General features: G+C 68.9%; 16 protein-coding genes. 7 read left to right on the forward strand and 9 right to left on the reverse strand.

The window, feature by feature from the left end; genetic code table 11:
- Positions 1 to 20: 20 nt before the first annotated feature.
- The gene (locus OG718_RS06795) at positions 21 to 299 is read right to left on the reverse strand and encodes a hypothetical protein (protein WP_328843593.1); all 279 of its coding nucleotides are present in this window, start codon (positions 297 to 299) and stop codon (positions 21 to 23) included.
- 352 nt (positions 300 to 651) lie between these two features.
- Here OG718_RS06795 and OG718_RS06800 point away from each other — a divergent pair, with 352 nt between their 5' ends.
- On the forward strand, positions 652 to 1,866 hold the full coding sequence (locus OG718_RS06800) for an MFS transporter (protein WP_328847699.1): 1,215 nt from the start codon (positions 652 to 654) through the stop codon (positions 1,864 to 1,866).
- Positions 1,867 to 1,987: 121 nt separating this feature from the next.
- On the forward strand, positions 1,988 to 2,365 hold the full coding sequence (locus OG718_RS06805; protein WP_328843594.1) for a hypothetical protein: 378 nt from the start codon (positions 1,988 to 1,990) through the stop codon (positions 2,363 to 2,365).
- A gap of 203 nt (positions 2,366 to 2,568) precedes the next feature.
- On the opposite strand, the gene OG718_RS06810 is transcribed toward OG718_RS06805, so the two are convergent.
- Positions 2,569 to 3,768 carry a serine hydrolase domain-containing protein gene (locus OG718_RS06810; RefSeq protein WP_328843595.1) on the reverse strand — a complete coding sequence of 400 codons (1,200 nt, stop codon included), beginning with the start codon at positions 3,766 to 3,768 and terminating at the stop codon, positions 2,569 to 2,571.
- Between the two features lie 503 nt (positions 3,769 to 4,271).
- Between OG718_RS06810 and OG718_RS06815 the strand changes: the two genes are divergently transcribed.
- The 3 genes from OG718_RS06815 to OG718_RS06825 all read left to right on the forward strand — a co-directional run bounded on the left by OG718_RS06815 (position 4,272) and on the right by OG718_RS06825 (position 6,798).
- Positions 4,272 to 4,529: a hypothetical protein gene (locus OG718_RS06815; protein WP_328843596.1), complete on the forward strand. Its 258-nt coding sequence runs from the start codon at positions 4,272 to 4,274 to the stop codon at positions 4,527 to 4,529.
- Positions 4,530 to 4,880: 351 nt separating this feature from the next.
- A complete protein-coding gene (locus OG718_RS06820; RefSeq protein ID WP_186001426.1) occupies positions 4,881 to 5,978 on the forward strand; it encodes a MerR family transcriptional regulator in 1,098 nt (365 codons plus the stop codon).
- Positions 5,979 to 6,081: 103 nt separating this feature from the next.
- The gene (locus OG718_RS06825; RefSeq protein ID WP_143642724.1) at positions 6,082 to 6,798 is read left to right on the forward strand and encodes a DUF4389 domain-containing protein; all 717 of its coding nucleotides are present in this window, start codon (positions 6,082 to 6,084) and stop codon (positions 6,796 to 6,798) included.
- A 174-nt stretch (positions 6,799 to 6,972) separates the two neighbouring features.
- Here OG718_RS06825 and OG718_RS06830 read toward each other — a convergent pair whose 3' ends face one another.
- From OG718_RS06830 to OG718_RS06840, 3 genes are all read right to left on the reverse strand, one after another.
- Positions 6,973 to 7,812 carry an SDR family oxidoreductase gene (locus tag OG718_RS06830; protein ID WP_328843597.1) on the reverse strand — a complete coding sequence of 280 codons (840 nt, stop codon included), beginning with the start codon at positions 7,810 to 7,812 and terminating at the stop codon, positions 6,973 to 6,975.
- 518 nt (positions 7,813 to 8,330) lie between these two features.
- Positions 8,331 to 8,744: a (R)-mandelonitrile lyase gene (locus OG718_RS06835; protein WP_328843598.1), complete on the reverse strand. Its 414-nt coding sequence runs from the start codon at positions 8,742 to 8,744 to the stop codon at positions 8,331 to 8,333.
- 47 nt (positions 8,745 to 8,791) lie between these two features.
- Positions 8,792 to 9,127: a carboxymuconolactone decarboxylase family protein gene (locus OG718_RS06840; RefSeq protein ID WP_328847700.1), complete on the reverse strand. Its 336-nt coding sequence runs from the start codon at positions 9,125 to 9,127 to the stop codon at positions 8,792 to 8,794.
- 200 nt (positions 9,128 to 9,327) lie between these two features.
- On the opposite strand from OG718_RS06840, the gene OG718_RS06845 reads away from it, so the two are divergent.
- Together OG718_RS06845 and OG718_RS06850 are read left to right on the forward strand one after the other, a co-directional pair.
- Positions 9,328 to 10,194 (forward strand): helix-turn-helix domain-containing protein, encoded by an 867-nt coding sequence (locus OG718_RS06845; protein ID WP_143642721.1) that lies wholly within the window; start codon positions 9,328 to 9,330, stop codon positions 10,192 to 10,194.
- Between the two features lie 468 nt (positions 10,195 to 10,662).
- Entirely contained in the window at positions 10,663 to 12,954 is a 2,292-nt protein-coding gene (locus tag OG718_RS06850) for an FUSC family protein (RefSeq protein WP_328843599.1), read from the forward strand.
- A gap of 115 nt (positions 12,955 to 13,069) precedes the next feature.
- Here the strand turns inward: OG718_RS06850 and OG718_RS06855 are convergent, their stop codons facing one another.
- From OG718_RS06855 to OG718_RS06870, 4 genes are read right to left on the reverse strand one after another with little or no spacing between them, the layout of a single operon-like run.
- Positions 13,070 to 13,948 (reverse strand): shikimate dehydrogenase, encoded by an 879-nt coding sequence (locus OG718_RS06855; RefSeq protein ID WP_328843600.1) that lies wholly within the window; start codon positions 13,946 to 13,948, stop codon positions 13,070 to 13,072.
- 25 nt (positions 13,949 to 13,973) lie between these two features.
- Positions 13,974 to 14,732, reverse strand: coding sequence for an ABC transporter ATP-binding protein (locus OG718_RS06860; protein WP_328843601.1), 759 nt, complete (start codon positions 14,730 to 14,732; stop codon positions 13,974 to 13,976).
- On the reverse strand, positions 14,729 to 16,648 hold the full coding sequence (locus tag OG718_RS06865) for a branched-chain amino acid ABC transporter ATP-binding protein/permease (protein ID WP_328843602.1): 1,920 nt from the start codon (positions 16,646 to 16,648) through the stop codon (positions 14,729 to 14,731). Before OG718_RS06865 ends, OG718_RS06860 begins: the two co-directional genes overlap by 4 nt.
- A complete protein-coding gene (locus tag OG718_RS06870) occupies positions 16,645 to 17,514 on the reverse strand; it encodes a branched-chain amino acid ABC transporter permease (protein ID WP_055612771.1) in 870 nt (289 codons plus the stop codon). The genes OG718_RS06865 and OG718_RS06870 overlap by 4 nt, the downstream gene beginning before the upstream one ends.

A 17,514-nucleotide genomic window follows, 5' to 3' on the forward strand; every position in this document is an offset into this window, starting at 1 on the left:
AGATCAAGCCCGAATTCGGATCAATCGACACCCAGCTCGTAAGGCGCACTGCGTCGCGCCTTCGGCGTCGGCCGGGCCGAGGTGAACGTCCACACCCCTGACATCTTCGTACTGGCGGAGGCGTCCTCCGCGGAGCGGCTCGCCTCGACCGTGGGGCGGTACGTGGCGGAGGCGGCGGGGACTTCGGTGCTCAGGCATTCCGTAGCCGAGCCCTCGACCAGGATCCGGCCGCCGGATTCCACCCGGACGGAGTCGCTGGTGACGACCCGCCGAGCGACCGCAGGATTATGTGGCTTCACTACGTGCCCGATGCCGTGTCGGTGGTGGACGCGCTGCTGCCGGCGCCCTCCTGGGAGCCGTAGGGTCCGGTCAGGCGTAGCGGCGACTGTTGTTGACGGGGCCCTCCTGACCAACCTGCACCCGGCGCCCGCGCGGCCGCGGTTGGCGTAGAGCGCCGCCGTCCGTTGCTGAGACAGGTGACACCAACAGCTGCAGATATAAGCAGTTGAGGACTACCGACAACGTTGTTACAAACGAGGGCTGGCCATCTGGCGGCAGGTCGGGACGAGGGCGGTGTATGGCGTGGCACGGGCGACGACGGGCGACGGTACGGGCCATAGCGGCTTAAGGCGCTGGCCGCTCTTGGCGGCAGTGGCGGTCGACTCTTTGGGCACGGGCCTGTATCTCCCGTTGTCGATGCTGTACTTCCTGAGAGTCACTGATCTGGACCTGGCTGCTATCGGTGTGCTCGTGAGTGTGAGTACCGCCCTGACCCTGCCGGTGCCGTTGGCCGTCGGGCGGCTGGTCGACCGGTTCGGGCCGCGTCTGGTGGTCGCCGGCGGTCAGGCCGTGCAGGGGCTTGGTTTCCTGCTCTACCTGACGGTCTCCGGGGCGGGTTCACTGGTGACCGCGGTCCTGGTGACATCGGTCGGGCTACGGGTCTACTGGTCCTCGGTTTTCACGCTCATCGCGGACCAGGCGGACGCCGAGGGTGCGGGCGCCAAGGATCACTGGTTCGCCCGGACCGGAATGATGCGGGAGACGGGCGCCGGCGGTGGGGCACTGCTCGCGGGCGCGGTGCTCGCCGCCGGCTCCGCGCGCGTGTACAACGGGCTGATCCTCGCCAGCGCACTGGCGTTCCTGGCCGCCGCGCTGGTGGTTGTCCTCGCGGTGCCCTCCACCCCGCACGCCCCGCCACCGGCCGAGGGCAGTTTCGGCTACCGGGCACTGCTGCGGGACCGGCCCTACCTCGCGCTGATCGGGACATGCACGATCTTCGCCCTGTGCAGCTCGTTTCTGGCCCTGTCGCTGCCCGTCTACGTCGTCCAGGGCCTGTCCGGACCCGACTGGGCGCCCGGCCCTCTTCTGGCCCTGAACACATTGCTGCTGGCCACCTGCACGGCCGCCGTGACCCGCTTCGTACGGCGCCGCTGCACGCGTGTCCGCGCCATGGCATGGGCCGGCGGTCTGTGGACGCTGTGGTGCGGGGCGTCCGCGGCCGCCGTACTGCTGCCGTCCCGAGCGCTGGTGCCGTTCCTGGTGGCCGTGGTGGTGTGCTACACCGTCGCGGAGATGACCTACGGGCCCGCGTCGAACGCGCTCGCCGCGGAGGCGGCGCCACCCGGGTCGCGGGGCACCTACCTGGCAGCATTCCAGTACTCGTTCGTGGGCGCGGACATCCTCGCGCCTGCCCTGTTCGGTCTTCTCTTCAGCCATGGCCGCCAGTTGCCGTGGCTAGCCGTTGGTCTCCTCGCCGCACTGGGCGCAGTACTGATGCTCCGTTTGGAGCACCGACTGCCACAAGAACACCGAACACCCCAGCACAGAACCGACACCCGGAACGAGGCCCCGGAGAGCGCAGCTTGAGAGACTGCTCGCACCGGCTGCCACTGCGCTGGTCGGCGGATCAAGTTGAGTGTCAAGGGCCTGGCACAACAACCTCCGCCGACAAGTGATGCTGGCTCGCAGAACTGCCTATGATTCGGGCATGTCATCCCTCACTGTCGGTCCCGACCGGCGTTCCGGCGATGTGCCTGATGGACGGGTGCCTTCCGGGGTGGACCGTGCGATCACGTGGTTGTCGTTGTGGTGGATGGCCAGTCCTCTCATCCTGTTCGCTCCGGCGATCGCCCGTGCGATGGGGTTTCCCTGGGTGATGGAGGAGTTCGGCAGCATCTTTTGGTGGGCTGCTCCGACTGGCGCGATGGTCGCGCCGGTCACGGGGCTCGTGGTGGCGCGCATCGGACGTCGGCAGAAGGCCCTCCGGCGCTTCATCATCATGGCGACGCTGTCCAGCGCGTTGGTCCTCGCCGCCTGGGTCTTCGGCGTACTGCTCGCTGAGTGTCCTGATGGCTATCACTGTTAGGCCGCCTGGTGCTTATCGTCCTGCGTGCGGCGTCGGCGTACCTTCGCGCGGTTTCGCAGCGGTCATTCGTGTCCTTCGAAACGCTGTCGCAGGACCGTCCGTGCTCGTGGGTCGCTCCAGTCAGACAGCACGTCCGGGGCGGACTCGGGTGTCACGCACGCATCGCCGCAGCAGGTCGTCATGTCGACGTCGGTGACGAGCATTCAACCCTGACAGAACTCGGCCCGAACCGTCGCGTCCTCCAGCTTCTGCTCACCCCAGTCGCCGTTGCGGTTCATGGTGAGGACGCGCCGGCCGTCCGCAGAGGCCATCGTCCGGGTCGCGGATCCTGGGATCATGCCGCCATGGCCCCAGGCCCAGCAGTCCGCCTCGAGCTTGAAGTGCCGGATGCCCAGGCCATAGACGTCCTGCGGACCACCGTGTCCCTTGTCCCCGCCCACCGGCACCGCGTCGAGCAACTCCCGCTGCTGGACGGCGGGCAGCAGCTCGCCACCGACCAGCTTCGACAGGAAGGTGTTCACGTCGCCCACGGTCGAGATCATCTGTCCGGCAGAGAAGGCCACCGTGGGGCTGAACTCGGTGACGTCGCGCACCTGTGCGTTCGGCCCGTCCTGGAAGAGCGTGGAGTAGTGCGTCGCATGCGGCGAGGGAAGCCTGGGCGAGGCACTGGGCACACTGGTGCCGCGTAGGGCGAGCGGCTTGATGATGAGTCGCTCGACCGCCGTTTTGTAGGTGCCGCCGGTGACTTTCTCGATGATCATTCCCGCGAGAATGTAGTTGGTGTCGGAGTAGTCCCATTTGCCGGGCCTGCCGGGCCTACTGCCCTGCTCGGGCTGGAAGTTCGCCGGATGGGCGAGCGCGATGTCCAGCAGGTCCGCGGGGGCCCACCTGGTGTAGCGGTTCTTGTCGAACTCGTCGCCGGCGTACTTGGCGCGGAATCCCTCGTCCATGTTGTAGTCGAAGATCCCGCTCGTATGGCTGAGCAGGTGCCGCACCGTGATGGCCTCGGGCCTGTAGTTCGCGCCGCGCACCACCCCGGGCAGCCATTTCTCGATGCTGTCGTCCAGCGACAGCCTTCCCTTGGCTTCGAGCTTGAGAAGCACCGTCGCGGTGAAGGTCTTGGTCACGCTCGCGATGCGGAACTTCTCGTGGGTGCTGCGTTGGTGCCGGACGGAGAGGTCACCGACACCGGAACGGCCGTTCCACACTCCGTGGCCGTCGCGCACTTGGGCGATGACCCCGGGGGTGCCCTGCTGCACGATCTCGTTCAAGGCGCTCTGGGTCTTGGCGTGTAATCGCGATCCCTGGGGGCGGGAATCCGCGAGAGCAGAGTAGGCGGCGACGATCGAACCCACCACGGTGAGGACGACCAGCAGACGGCGGGATAACTGGAGGTTACTCATGACAAGAGCTGACCAGTTACGCAAACCGAACGCCATCGGGCATGCCCCGGAGATCGCTCAGGGGGCGACTCAGGGACATATCAGGGGCCACGGTTCCGGGACCACGTGGGCAAGGGCAGCCGCGCCTTGAGCGCCAGTCGGGCTGATCGAGCGGGCGTGGCCGGCCCCATCTCGCCAACGGCCTGCTGGAGATGTACCTCCCTTCCACCAGCTCTCCGACAACCGCACAGGCTCCCGCAGCGAGGAAGCGGAGGGCGGAGCCGGACACGTCGACGGCGGGGGTGGGAGGAAGGCGTCCATGCCGGAGGAACTTCAACCTGGTTGCGCGCAGGCCGAGTTGGCTGGGGCCGAATGCGAGAGCGGATGACGTCTCTGGTTGGATGGGTCGGCGACATGTGCTCCTCGCGCCTGACCAACACACTTCAACAAGATCGCGTTACGAACTCCTGCGTGTCAGCTGACAAATACGGCCGACAGAAGCAGGCGGACGAAGGATGGACCTCATGGGAACGACGCGGGGCCGGCCGGTGGGGCACGAGGACATCCAGGTTCCCCCGGGGCGGACCAGGTGGTGGGTTGTCGCCCTCATCCTGGCTCTGCCGGCACTTCTCATAGTTGGCTTCTTCGCCATGGTCGTGATCTGGGTGCTGACCGACGACTCGTCCGGAGCTGAGCAGCGGCCCTCCCACGGTCTTCAGGTGAGCGTGGGAGACGAATGGGCCGGAAGCATTCCCACGTCGTCCCATACTTCGACGATGTGACACCGAGGGCTCTCTTCGAGGGCCTCACCCCGCGTCGCACGGTGATGCTTTTCCAACCTGGTTGCCGCAGCTGCGGTGCCGACACACGACAGCGAACAGTCGCCGGGATGGACCACGCCGGAAAGTGATCAACGAGCCCCCGCGTGGCGGAGGTCTGCCATGCCCCACGCCCTCTGGTTCTGCGCTCTCTCGTTCGGCCTGGTGACTCCACAGAAACAGACCCATCGCTCTGGCTCGCAGGAGTCGCCTCCGACCGCTGCTTCGCGTTCGGCTCTCGCAGCCGTGAGTAAGGCTCTTGACCCTCACGTGGCGTCAGGCTGCATAGTCGGTGCCGTGGAGGATCACTGGACCGTGGGACGCGTGGCCGAGCTGGTCGGCGTGAGCGTCCGCACGCTGCATCACTACGACCAGATCAGACTCGTGCGGCCGTCAGCGCGGACCGCGGCCGGGTACCGGGCCTATTCGGCGGGCGACCTGGAGCGACTGCGGGAGGTGCTGGCCTATCGGCGGTTGGGCTTCGGGCTGCGGGTGGTTGCGGAACTGGTCGGCGACCCGTCCACCGACACGGTCGCGCACCTGCGCCGACTGCGTGGCCTGCTGCTGGAGCGGCGTGACCGCGCTGACGCCATGGTGGCTGCCATCGACAGGGAACTCGAGGCACGGGCGAAGGGACTGAAGGTGACACCGGAGGAGCAACGGGAGATGCTCGGTACACGGCTGTACGACGCGATCGGTGGCGCCTACACCGCGACACGGCGTACCGAGCCCCGGATCGCCGCGCAGATCTCGGACGCGCTCGGAGACGCTCAGACGGTGCTGAACGTCGGGGCCGGCACCGGCTCCTACGAGCCTGCTGATCGCGAAGTGACCGCGGTGGAGCCATCGGCGGTCATGCGGGAGCAGCGGCCTGCCGGCTCGGCGCCGTGCGTGGCGGCCGCCGCGGAGAACCTGCCGTTCGAGGACCACTCCTTCGACGTCGCGATGGCCGTCTCCACCGTTCACCACTGGGGGGACCCGGTAGCGGGGCTGCGCGAGATGCGACGCGTGGCCCGCCGCGTCGTGGTGCTCACGTTCGACACCGACGAGCCCGGGTGGCAGGACCGGTTCTGGCTTACCCGTGACTACCTGTCCGAGTTCGCCGCCGTCCTCGCAGAATTTCCCTCACTTGCTGACATGGCTGACGCGATCGGTGCCCACGCCGAGCCGGTGCCCATCCCGTGGGACTGCGCCGACGGCCTGTTCGAGGCGTACTGGCGCCGACCGGAGGCGTATCTGGAGGATCACGTGCGTCGTGCGGTGTCGGTGTGGACGAGGGTGGGGCCGGAGGTTGAGCAGCGGGCGGTACGAAGCCTCAGCGACGACCTCGACTCCGGCCGGTGGGCCGAACGGAACAGCGACCTTGCCGACCTCGACGCGGCAGATCTTGGCCTCCGCCTGCTCATAGCTTGAGCCGCGTCGCAGCGACGGCCGTGGCCTGCCGCGCGAACGGCCCCTCCCAGGTCGCGGTACTCCACCTCGCTTGCGAATCTGCAAGCGAAAGGAGTTCCCTCCCATGGTTCCTGTCACCGCGTCGCCCGTGCGTATCGAAGCATCCGTCGATCCCCGGCTGTCCAGATGGCTGTGGCTGGTGAAGTGGCTCCTCGCCATCCCGCACTACATCGTGCTGTTCTTCCTGTGGATCGGGTTTGTCCTCGTCACGGTGATCGCGTTCTTCGCCATCCTGTTCACCGCTCGGTATCCTCGCCCCCTCTTCGACTTCAGTGTCGGCGTACTGCGATGGAACTGGCGGGTCAGCTACTACGCCCACACCGCGCTCGGTACCGACCGGTACCCGCCGTTCACCCTCGCGGATGTGCCGGACTATCCGGCGCGTTTCGACGTCGCCTATCCCGCGCGTCTCTCGCGTGGCCTGGTCCTGGTGAAGTGGTGGCTGCTGGCGATCCCGCAGTACATCGTCGTCGCGATGTTCGCGGGCGGCTGGGGATGGGGCGGGGACGACGGAGGTGGCTGGCGGGGCGGCGGGCTGATGCCCTTCCTCTCCCTCGTCGCCGTGGTCATCCTGCTGTTCACCGCCCGGTACCCGATGCACCTCTTCGACTTCCTGCTGGGCCTCGCCCGCTGGGTTGCGCGAGTGACCGCCTACGCCGCACTGATGACAGACGAGTACCCGCCATTCCGTCTCGACATGGGCGGACAGGAGGCCACACCAGGCCCCCGGCCGGACTCACCGCCGACCGCGCCGCCGGCCTCCCCCATGACAAAGGGCTGACTGCGCAGCGGGCCCTCGCCCAAGCCGATGCCGATGCCGATGCCGATGCCGACGGGACCTGGACTGGGTCATCGCAATTGACTCCGCGTCGAGTTGCGCCTCATCACTTTCACCGGCTCCGGCTCCCTCTTCCTCACGCTCCCCGACGGATTCATGCTTGGTAGTTCTTGCCTGTCAGGGGGTCGTCAGCTCTCCAGCACGCAGAGCGGCAGTCACACCACCATCCATCAGGAGGTCCGCTCCGGTGATGAAGCCTGCTTCTCGGCCGAGCAGGAAGGCGGCTGCCGTGGCGACCTCCTCCGAGGTGGCGAACCGCTTTGCGGCCGACACCTCGCGCACCTTCTCGAACCATTCGCGGCGTGGGCCGGAGAGCTCGTCGAGGGCCAGCGGCGTAATGACCACTCCGGGGCTGACGGCGTTGACCCGGGCCCCGCGCTTGCCCCATGCCGCGGCCGCGGTCTGCACGCGCAGCGAGTTGGCGCGCTTGGAGAGCGCGTAGGCGTGAACGGAGGAGCCGATCCGGTCGGGCTGCAGGAAGGGAAGCGCGAGCAGCTCGGAGGTCTCGGTGGTCGCGAGTGCGTGCTCGATCTCGTGCGTGTACGGGCTCTCCCGGTGCCCGGCCATGCTGGCGACCACGATGCCGGCCCCGCCGGGCTCGATCACGCGGGCGAAGGCGTCGAGGACATAGGCGGTACCGAGCAGATCGACATGCAGCACCCGTTCGGTGGTCGCCTGGGTCGGTGAGACGCCTGCAGCCTGGATCACCTGGGTGACCGCACCCATCTCGGCGGCCCTGGCGGCGAGCGCCTCGACCTGGGCCAGATCGGAAATGTCGGTGGCCTGGACGGCGACGTCGTAGCCCTCCCCACGCAGTTGCTCGGCTGCGGCCTCGGAGGCCTTCTCGTCGTGGGCGGCCAGCAACAGGGTGCGGCCGGTGCCGACCCGACGGGCGATGGCCAGGCCGATGCTGCCGGGGCCGATGACGACGACGATTTCCTTGGTCTGAGTGCTCATCCTGTTCCGAACCTTTCGATCACGTTCTGCTGGTGCTTCGGCCCGGCCGCCGACTCGTACCGCCCGCGGTGCGATCCCCACATGGAGGGGTGCTCCCTGCCACGCGTGGAGATGGGGGGACGCCGTCCAGCCTTGGGCTCTTTCCACCCCTGTGGCAGACCGCACTGAGCCGGGGAATGACACGGCCCCCCACCCACTGGCATCCATCGCCCACGCGGAATTCTCCGCACGCCAAGAGAAGGGAACGGACAGAACGATCTTCCCGCCGGCCTGATGCGAGCGAAGCCGCGCAGCAGCCTCGTCGGCGGTGTCGAAGAAAGGCGTGCTGTCGATCAGAAGGCGGACCCGGCCGTCGGCGACCGCCGGGAGCGGTTGCTCACCGGCGGAGGCGATGGCAGCTCCCAGTTCACCGGCCGGCGAGAAACCGAAGGACACGCGGACATGCGTGCTCCTCGATGCTGAAGGGGTGTGTGCCCGGTGTCCCGGGTGGACAGGCCGGTGGCAGTCGGTCTCGGGAGTCAGAACCTGCGGGTGCGCGGGCCGCTGTACTGCTCGTCGGTGACCTTCTCCAACCACGTGGTTTCCGGCCGGTCGTCGCCCGGTCCCTCCCACATGGCCAGGTGCTGCATGAACCGGTCCCCGGTGGCACCGTGCCAGTGCTCCTCGCCGGGCGGGCAGGTCACGGTGTCGCCCGGGTGGGCTTCGAAGACCGTGCCGTCGCGGGTACCGATCAGAGCGATGCCGTCGACGACATGCAGGGTCTGGCCGACGGCGTGATGATGCCAAGCGGTGCGGGCTCCCGGGGAGAACCGGACCATGTTGGCGCGCATCCGGGACGGTTCCTGTCCGGCGTGGAGGACGTCGAACCAGACGTCGCCGGTGAACCAATTCTCGGGAGCCTTCGTGGTGGGCCGGGGCTTGACGAACTCCATGGTGTCCTTCCAAGTGCGGGTGGCCGTTTCGGTGCCGTGAGCGGATGTCAGTCGGCGGAGCCGTGCGAGCTGCCGACGATGTCCTTGAGTTGGCCGAGTGCGCTCATGGCGTTGGGCCAGCCGGCGTAGAACGCCAGATGGGTCAGGGCCTCGGCGAGTTCCTCACGGCTCAGCCCGTTCTCCATCGCGAGCCGCAGATGGAAGCCGAGCTGTTCGGTGCGGTACAACGCCGCCAGGGTGGTCACGGTGATCAGGCTGCGGTCCCGTGGTGAAAGCTCCGGGCGCTCCCACACGTCACCGAACAGGACACTGTCCGTGAGTTCCACCATTTTCGGCGCAATGTCACCGAGCGCCTTCTGTGCGGCTGATTCCTGTTCCGGCACGACACCGTTCCTCTCGCATTCCATCGGGCCACCGGGAAATTCCTCAATACTCGGCAGAGCCGACTTTCCCGGTGCCTCGGTTTCCAGGCTTGCACCCCTGTCCGGGGCTGCAAAGGGGAGGGTTTCCTCCTGGGAGAGAATCATCCTGGGAGAAAACCCTCCCCCTCAGGAGCCGGGCGGCCGGTGCCACACTGGGAGCCATGAGCCCCGACGCACACCTCAACGAACTGGGCGAGTTCCTCAAGGCCCGCCGGGACGAACTCAGCCCCCGCACCGTCGGCCTGCCCGACGGTGCGGGGGCTCGACGGGTTGCCGGACTGCGCCGGGAAGAGGTCGCCAGGCTCGCGGCGATCTCCACCGACTACTACACCCGCCTGGAGCAGGGCCGCATCCAGGCCTCCGCTCCCGTGTTGGAATCCCTGGCCCAGGCCCTGCACCTCGACGACGACCAGCGCAGCTATCTGTTCGGCCTCGCCGGGAAGGAGACGGCACGCCCCCGGCGTCGGGCACGGCAGAAGGTCCAACCGCAGTTGCGCCGCCTCCTGGACGACCTCACCGCCACCCCGGCCATCGTCATGGGCCGGCGCATGGACGTCATCGCATGGAACGCACTGGCGGCCGCGCTCATCACGGACTTCACGAAGATCCCGGAAAAGCACCGGAACTACGTTCGCATTCTGTTCACCGACCCGGCCATGCGCACCCTGTACTCGGACTGGGAAACCGTCGCCCGCACCTGCGTCGCCCAGCTGCGGATGGAAGCCGCGAAGTACCCCGACGACCCCCGTCTGACCGCGCTCGTGGGCGAACTTTCCGTCCAGGACCCGCACTTCCGCCGGTGGTGGGCCGCCCACCACGTCGCCACCCTCAGCGTCGGCACCAAAATCCTCGACCATCCCGTCGCGGGCGAACTCGCCCTGGACTGGGACACCCTCACCGCCAGCACCGACCCCGACCAGCAGCTCGTCATCTGGACCGCGGAAGTCGGCACGCGTACCCACGACGGCCTGCGCATCCTCGCCTCCTGGGCCGCCGACCAACACCTCTCCGCCGCACCGACCGACTGAACGCGCCGCCTACCTGCCGAGCAGCCCGCCCTGCTCTGCCGCTCACGTGGGAGGCCCCACCATGCCCTGGAACGCTGCTCCCCGGCACCGCACGGTCTGTCACGCGGCGCAGCAGGCGTGCAAGCTGGACGCTAACGAAGATCACCTCACAAGGCGAGGGCCCTGTCTGCGTGCAGCATTTCCGGTCGCAGTTCCTCCGCCGTGTCGCGCGGATACCGAATCGAAGGGCTGCAATTCAGGTCACCGGCTCAATTCCGAACACAGGCCACACCAGCTACGTACGGAATTGATTCCGCCGGACGAGACGGAGTACGGAGAAAGGCGGCACACGCTTGAACGCGCCTCCTGGCGTGCGTGGCTGACCCATCCGGGTCGATCACGAACGGGGGTCGTGCGTGCGGCATCGCTCCGCAAATGACGTCAAGCTCGGTGCACCGGAGGTCATGCCGCCAGGAGGTACACGGTCATATGGAGAAACTCAGCCGAATCCGGCTCGGGCGGGCCGGTTCGTGGCTGCGTGATCACGATCCGGAACTGGCAGCCACCCGGCGCGCCGGACGGACGGCCATCGTGATGCCTGCCCTGTTCGCCCTCTGCAGCCAGGTCATCGGCTCGCCGACCATGGCCACCTTCGCCGCGTTCGGTTCGTTCTCGATGCTGCTGCTGGTGGACTTCACCGGGTCGATGGCGCAACGGCTGCGGGCGCACCTCGGCCTCGCCGTCGCCTGGGCAGCTCTCATCTGCCTGGGGACGCTCGTGGCGGACGAGACCTGGCTCGCGGTCGCCGTGATGGTCGTCATCGGTTTCCTGGTGCTGTTCTCCGGCGTGGTCAGCTCCGTCCTCGCGGGTGCGTCCACCGCGCTGCTGCTGGCCTTCATCCTCCCTGTGACCTCACCCGTCCCGTTCTCCGAGCTGCCCGACCGGCTCGCGGGCGCCGGCCTCGCGGCGGCCGCCTCCATTCTCGCGATCACCCTGCTGTGGCCCCGCCCCGCCGCCGACCCGCTCAGCGCACCCGCCGCCCGGGTCTGCCGCGCGGCCGCCGAGCAACTGCGCACCGACGCGTCCCTCCTGACAGGCGGTCCGGGCGCACCGAGCACCGGGCAATGCCGTGCCGCGGCAGACGAGGCCTCCACCGCGGCAGACGATCTGCGCACTGTCTTCGACGCCACCCCCTACCGCCCCACCGGCCTGTCCACCAGCTCGCGCGCCATCGTCCGCCTCGTCGACGAACTGACGTGGCTCTGCGGCATCCTGACCGACAGCGCGCCCTCCCTCGACGGCAACCCCCAATGCGACGCCGAGGCCCAGTCCGTACGGCGGGCCGCCGCCTCCGTGCTCGATGAGGCGGCCACCCTGCTCGATGCTCCGCACGGCTCACCGGACGGGCTGCACGCCGCTTCGGAGAACCTGCGTACGGCCATGGCCGACATGGAACGCGACGCCACCACACGGCTGCCCATGGACCAGGGCGGAGCCGGCACACCCTCGCACGTGCACCCCGTCATCGGCGCCCTGGACCTGTCCTTCCGCGCGCAGGAGCTGGGGTTCGCGACGCTGCAGATCGCGGGCAACGTGGACCTGGCCGCGGCAGCCGAACGCCGGGGCTGGTTCGAACGCGTGCTGGGACGCGAGCCCGGCGCGGCGACCGAACCACTGGCATCGGCGCGTGAGCGGGCCGCCGCCCACCTCCAGCCGCAGTCCGTCTGGCTGCACAACAGCCTGCGGGGTGCGGTCGGTCTCGGCATCGCGGTCGCCCTCGCGAACCTGACGGGCGTCCAGCACTCGTTCTGGGTACTCCTCGGAACCTTGTCGGTGCTGCGCTCCAACGCCCTCAACACCGGGCAGAACGCGGCGCGTGCCCTGGGCGGCACCGTCGCGGGTTCGATCATCGGCACCGTGCTCCTGCAGATCATCGGCCACCACGGCACGGTTCTCTGGTTCCTGCTGCCCATCGCGGTGCTGCTCGCCGGAATCGCCCCCGCCGCCATCTCCTTCGCCGCCGGGCAGGCATCTTTCACCATCACCCTGGTCATCCTGTTCAACATCGGCCAGGACCCCGACTGGCACATCGTGCTCCTGCGGATCCAGGACATCGCGATCGGCTGTGCGGTGAGCGTTCTGGTGGGGCTCTTCTTCTGGCCGCGCGGCGCGACGGCGGCGGTCGACCGAGCTCTCGCCGAGGCCTACCGGGACAGCGCCCGCTATCTGGCGGGCGCAGTGGAATACGCCGTCGGCCGCTGCGGCGCCGCGTCCGCCTCCGCCGAGGTGGCGCTGCAGGACCGCCTCGAAGCCGCTGCCGCAGCACGAAGGCTCGACGACGCCTTCCGCAGCTACCTGGCCGAACGCGGGTCGAAACCGGTGCCCCTGGCCGAGATGACCACCCTGGTCACCGGCATCGTGGGACTGCGCCTCGCGGCGGACGCGGTGCTGGGGCTGTGGCAGCGCGCCGGCGAGCAGCAGGCCGAGCCGGACCGGTCCGACGCTCGGCTCGTTCTGCTGGGTGCCGTGGGCCGCGTCTCCGGCTGGTACCGGGACCTGGCCGCCGGCTTGGGCCAGGACACCCCGGTCCGCGATCCGCTGCCGCGCAATCCCGTCGCCGAAGCGGAGTTGGTCGAATCCCTCCGCCGCGAGCTGAGTGACGAGCACGGGCAGGCCACGGACACCGCCGTCCGCATCATCTGGACCGCCGACCACCTCGACGCCGCCCGCCGCCTCCAGCCGGGCCTGGCGGCTGCCGCAGGGGTGGGCAAGCCGTCCTGATCCATCCGCCGGACCACGCGCACTCCGACGGGCTCGCCGGGCCGGGCGGAGATGCGGACGCTGCGGTACTCCGTCGTTCGTGTCGCTCGGTCGTGTCGCTTTCGTTCGAGTCCGTTCACGTCGCTTCGGCTTCGGACGCGTGGGCCAGTTCGTCGGCATCGGCGAGCATCCGTGCGCTGTCCGGCTCCCTGCCGGTGAACAGCCGAAAGGCGTCGGCGGCCTGGAAGACGACCATGCCGAGACCGTCGAGGACTGTGCAGCCGCGTTCGCGGGCGGTGCGCAGCAGCGCGGTTTCCAGCGGTCGGTAGACGACGTCGGCGACCCACAGTCGGGGGTGCAGCAGTTCGGCCGGAAGTGGCAGGCCCGGGTGTGCGGCCATTCCGGTGGGCGTGGCATGCAGGAGGCCGTCGGCACGGGCCAGCAGCGCGGGGAGAAGGTCCAGCGTTTCCGCGGACGCGCGCCCTGTGCCGTAGTGCCGAGTCAGCGAGGCCGCCAGCCCGGTTGCACGGTGGGTCTCCAGGTCGAGGACCGTGATGTGTGCGGCGCCGCGGGCGAGCACCGCGTGGGCGACGGCCGCCCCGGCTCCTCCGGCGCCGAGCAGCACGACCCGCTCCAGGCGGGCTTCGGGCAGTGAGCGGGCGAACGAGGCCCCGAACCCGGTGACGTCCGTGTTGTGGCCGGTCGCCCGCCCCTCCCCGAAGACGACGGTGTTGACCGCACCGACCGCCTCGGCCTGCGCGGACAGGGCATCGAGGTGATCGATGACGAGTTGCTTGCAGGGGTGGGTGATGTTGACACCGGTGAAGCCTGTGTCCTGTGCGCCGTCGAGCAGTTCACCCACCTTCGCGGGGGCGGTGCCGAGGGTGTCGAGGTCGATCAGGCGGTAGAGGTAACGCAGGCCGTGCCGGTCGGCCTCGCGTTCGTGGAGTGCGGGGCTGAGCGACGTGCCTATGCCGGAGCCGATCAGGCCGACGAGATACGAGTCCTGGTCCATCGCCGCCCTCCCTTCCGTGAGCCGTTCACAGCCCGAGGTAGATCTGGCGCACCCGGACGTCCTGGCTGAGTTCCTCGGAGGTTCCGGTCATGGCGACGCCGCCGTTCTCCATGACCAGGCAGTGACTCGTCGCGCCGAAGGTGAGTTTGGCGTTCTGCTCCACGAGGAGCAGGCTCATCCCCTCCTCACGCAGCCGTTTCAGCGCGCTGAGGATCTCGCCGACGAGCTTGGGCGAGAGCCCCATGGACGGTTCGTCGAGCAGCAGGATGCGCGGTTTGGCCATCAGGGCTCGGCCGATGGAGAGCATCTGCTGCTGCCCGCCGGAGAGCGCGCCGGCCAGCCGCTGGCCCATCTCGCCCAGCACCGGGAAGAGTTCGTGCACCTCGGCGAGCGTGGCCCGGGTCTCGGCGTCCCACCGGCGGGCGTACGCGCCGAGCAGCAGGTTCTTCTCCACGGTCAGGCCGGGGAACACATGCCGGCCCTCCGGTACGTAGCCGATGCCGTGCCGCACCATGTCGCGGGCCCGCACGCGGGTCAGGTCGTGCTCGCCCAGCGTGATGCTTCCGCCGCCGCGCGGTACCAGTCCCATGAGGGCTTTGAGGGTGGAGGTCTTGCCCGCGCCGTTGGCGCCGATGATGCCCACCGACGCCCCGGGCTCCACGCTGAAGCTGATCGAACTGACCGCGCGGACCCCGCCGTAGTGCACGGACAGGTCGTCGACGGCGAGTGTGGCCGGGGTGCCGGTCGCGGGGGCCGTCGTTCGTCGGAAAGGGGTCGTCCTCACCGGGTTGCCTCCTTCGAAGCAGGTGCCTCAGCCGAGGCAGAGGCTTCGGCCGAGGCCGGTGCCTGGGCCGGACCCGCGGGCGCCCGGGGCGGGGCCGGTTCCGGCAACGGAACGTCGGCCATCGCGGAGTCCCCGAGGTACGCCTCGATCACCTCCGGAGCGGCGACCACCTCGGCGGGCGTACCCTCCGCGATGACCCCTCCGCTGGAGAGCACCGTGACGCGCTCGCACAGCGACATGACCAGACCCATGTTGTGCTCGATGAGGACGACGGTGGTGCCGCTGTCGCGGATGGAGCGCACGATGCGGGCAAGCTGCTGCACCTCTTCGCCGTTCAGCCCGGCGGCCGGTTCGTCGAGCAGCAGCAGCCGGGGCCGGGAGGCCATGGCACGGGCGATCTCGATGCGCCGCTGGATGCCGTAGGGCAGGGAACCGGGGGCGGCCTCGGCGAAGTCGGTGAGCCCGAAGCGTTCCAGGAGTTCCTGGGCCTGGCGGCGCAGCTGCCGCTCGCGGCGTACGACTCCGGGCTGCCACACCGCGTACTGCCAGATGGTGTAGGTCCTGGTGCGGTCGAGCGCGACGAGGATGTTCTCCCGGACGGTCAACTGGCCGAACAGACGCAGGTTCTGGAAGGTGCGGGCCACGCCGAGGAGGGAGAGCGCGTACGGACGGGCAGTGGTGGTGGCGCGGCCGCCGAACCGCACCTGCCCCGAGGTGGCCCGGTAGAAGCCGCTGATCACGTTGAACAGGGTGGTCTTGCCGGAGCCGTTGGGTCCTACGATGCCGCGGATCTCGCCGGGGCGGACCGTGAGGGAGACGTCGTCCAGGGCGCGCAGTCCGCGGAAGTCCTTGGTGACGGAACGGATTTCGAGGAGAGGCTCGTCCGCGGCGGCCGGCGTCTCGACGGCCTCGTACGGCTGGAAGGGGCGCAGCCGGGCACGGTCCTCGGTGTGGCTGCGTCGCCGTCGGTTCGCGAACTCCCTTGCGCGGGAGGGGATTCCGGCGAGTCCGGTCGGTGCGAAGACGACCATGAGGACGACCACCACGCCGTATCCGAGCTGTGCGTACGTCGAGAAGTCGGAGAGCCACTCGCGGATCAGGGTCAGTCCGACCGCACCGACCACGCAGCCGACGAGGGAGCGTCGGCCGCCAATGATGACCATGGCGAGCAGGATGAACATGTTGCCGATGGAGAAGGTCTCCGGGGCCACATAGCGGATGAGGCCCGCGTACAGCACTCCGGCCAGCCCCCCGTACAGGCTGGCGAGCAGGAACGCGGTCATGCGCAGCAGCGGGATCTCCGCGCCCATCGCGCCCGCGGCCAGGGAGTCGTCGCGCATCGCGCGCAGCCGCCGCCCCAGGGACGTACGGACGACGAAGAGCCCGAAGCCGAGGCCGAACGCGCAGACCCCCAACTCCAGGTAGTAGTAGAGGTATTCGCTGGAGAGATCGATGCCGGGCAGGGTGGGCAGCGGGATTCCGGAGATGCCGTCGGCGCCTCCGGTGACCGAGGCGTTGGTGATCCAGCTGATGAAGCCGAGTGCCAGGCCGAGCGTGACGATCCCCAGGTAGTGGGACTGCATGCGCAGGGCCGGTATGCCGACGAACAGGCCGGTCGCCACGGTCGCGAGTACGGCGACGACCGCCGCCGCCCAGAACCCGTACCCGGAGTCGGTGGTCAGGATGGCGAGGGTGTACGCGCCGACGCCGAAGAACGCGACCTGGGCGAGGTTGATCTGCCCGGAGATGCCCATGGCCAGGCCCATACCGATGGCCAACAGGGCATAGATGATCGCGATGTTGACGACATGGATGGAGTAGCTTCCCAGGCCGTACGGCAGCAGCCAGGCGGCCACCGCGATGGCGGCGAGCCCTCCTGCACGGGTGGCCGAGGGCCCTTTGACACGGAGCTTCACGCGCGGCTCACCGTCCTCTCCCCGAAGACGCCCATCGGGCGGATCATGATGGCGGCGGTGAAGACCAGGAAGGTCACGAGCACCGAGTAGCCCTGGAAGTGGCCGGCCGCGTAGGAGTCGAGGACGCCGATCGCGAGTCCGCCGACGACGGCTCCGGGAATGGAGCCGAAGCCGCCGAGCATCGCGGCGGCGAAGCCCTTGATGCCGAGCGCACCGCCTAGCGAAGCGTCGACGTACAGCATCGGTCCGACGAGACCGCCGGCCAGGGCGGCGAGGCCCGCGCCGATGGAGAAGGCGAGGGCGTTGCTGCGGCCGACGTTGATGCCGACGGCGGTGGCCGCCTCGTGGTCCATGGCGACGGCCTGCATGGCCGCGCCCCGCTTGGTGCGTGCGAGGAACCAGGCGAGGCCGAGCACGGCGAGGGCGGCCACGGCCATCACCAGCAGGTCGTACGTGCGCACACGCACGCCGAACAGGTCGAGAGGGGCGGAGCGGACGGGCGAGCGGACCGCCCGTCCGGTGGTGCCCCAGATCAGGATGGCGACAGCCTGCAGGACGATGCCGAAGCCGATCGTGCCGATCAGCATCAGGTCGAAGTCCTTGTTCTCCAGCGGCCGCAGCACCCGCTCGATGACCAGACCGATCGCGGCGGTGACCGCGATGGCCACGACCATGGCGACGGCGAAGGGCAGCTTGGAGGTCAGGTAGAAGGTGGAGGCCGCGTAGGCGCCGATCATGGCGATGTCGGCGTGGGCGAAGTTGACCAGGCCCATGGTGCGGTAGACCAGGGAGAACCCCATGGCGACCAGGGCGTAGACCGCCCCGAGACTCAGGCCTCCGACGAGTGTCTGCAGTGTCTCTTGCAC

This window comes from Streptomyces sp. NBC_00258 (genome assembly GCF_036182465.1).
Lineage (GTDB): Bacteria > Actinomycetota > Actinomycetes > Streptomycetales > Streptomycetaceae > Streptomyces.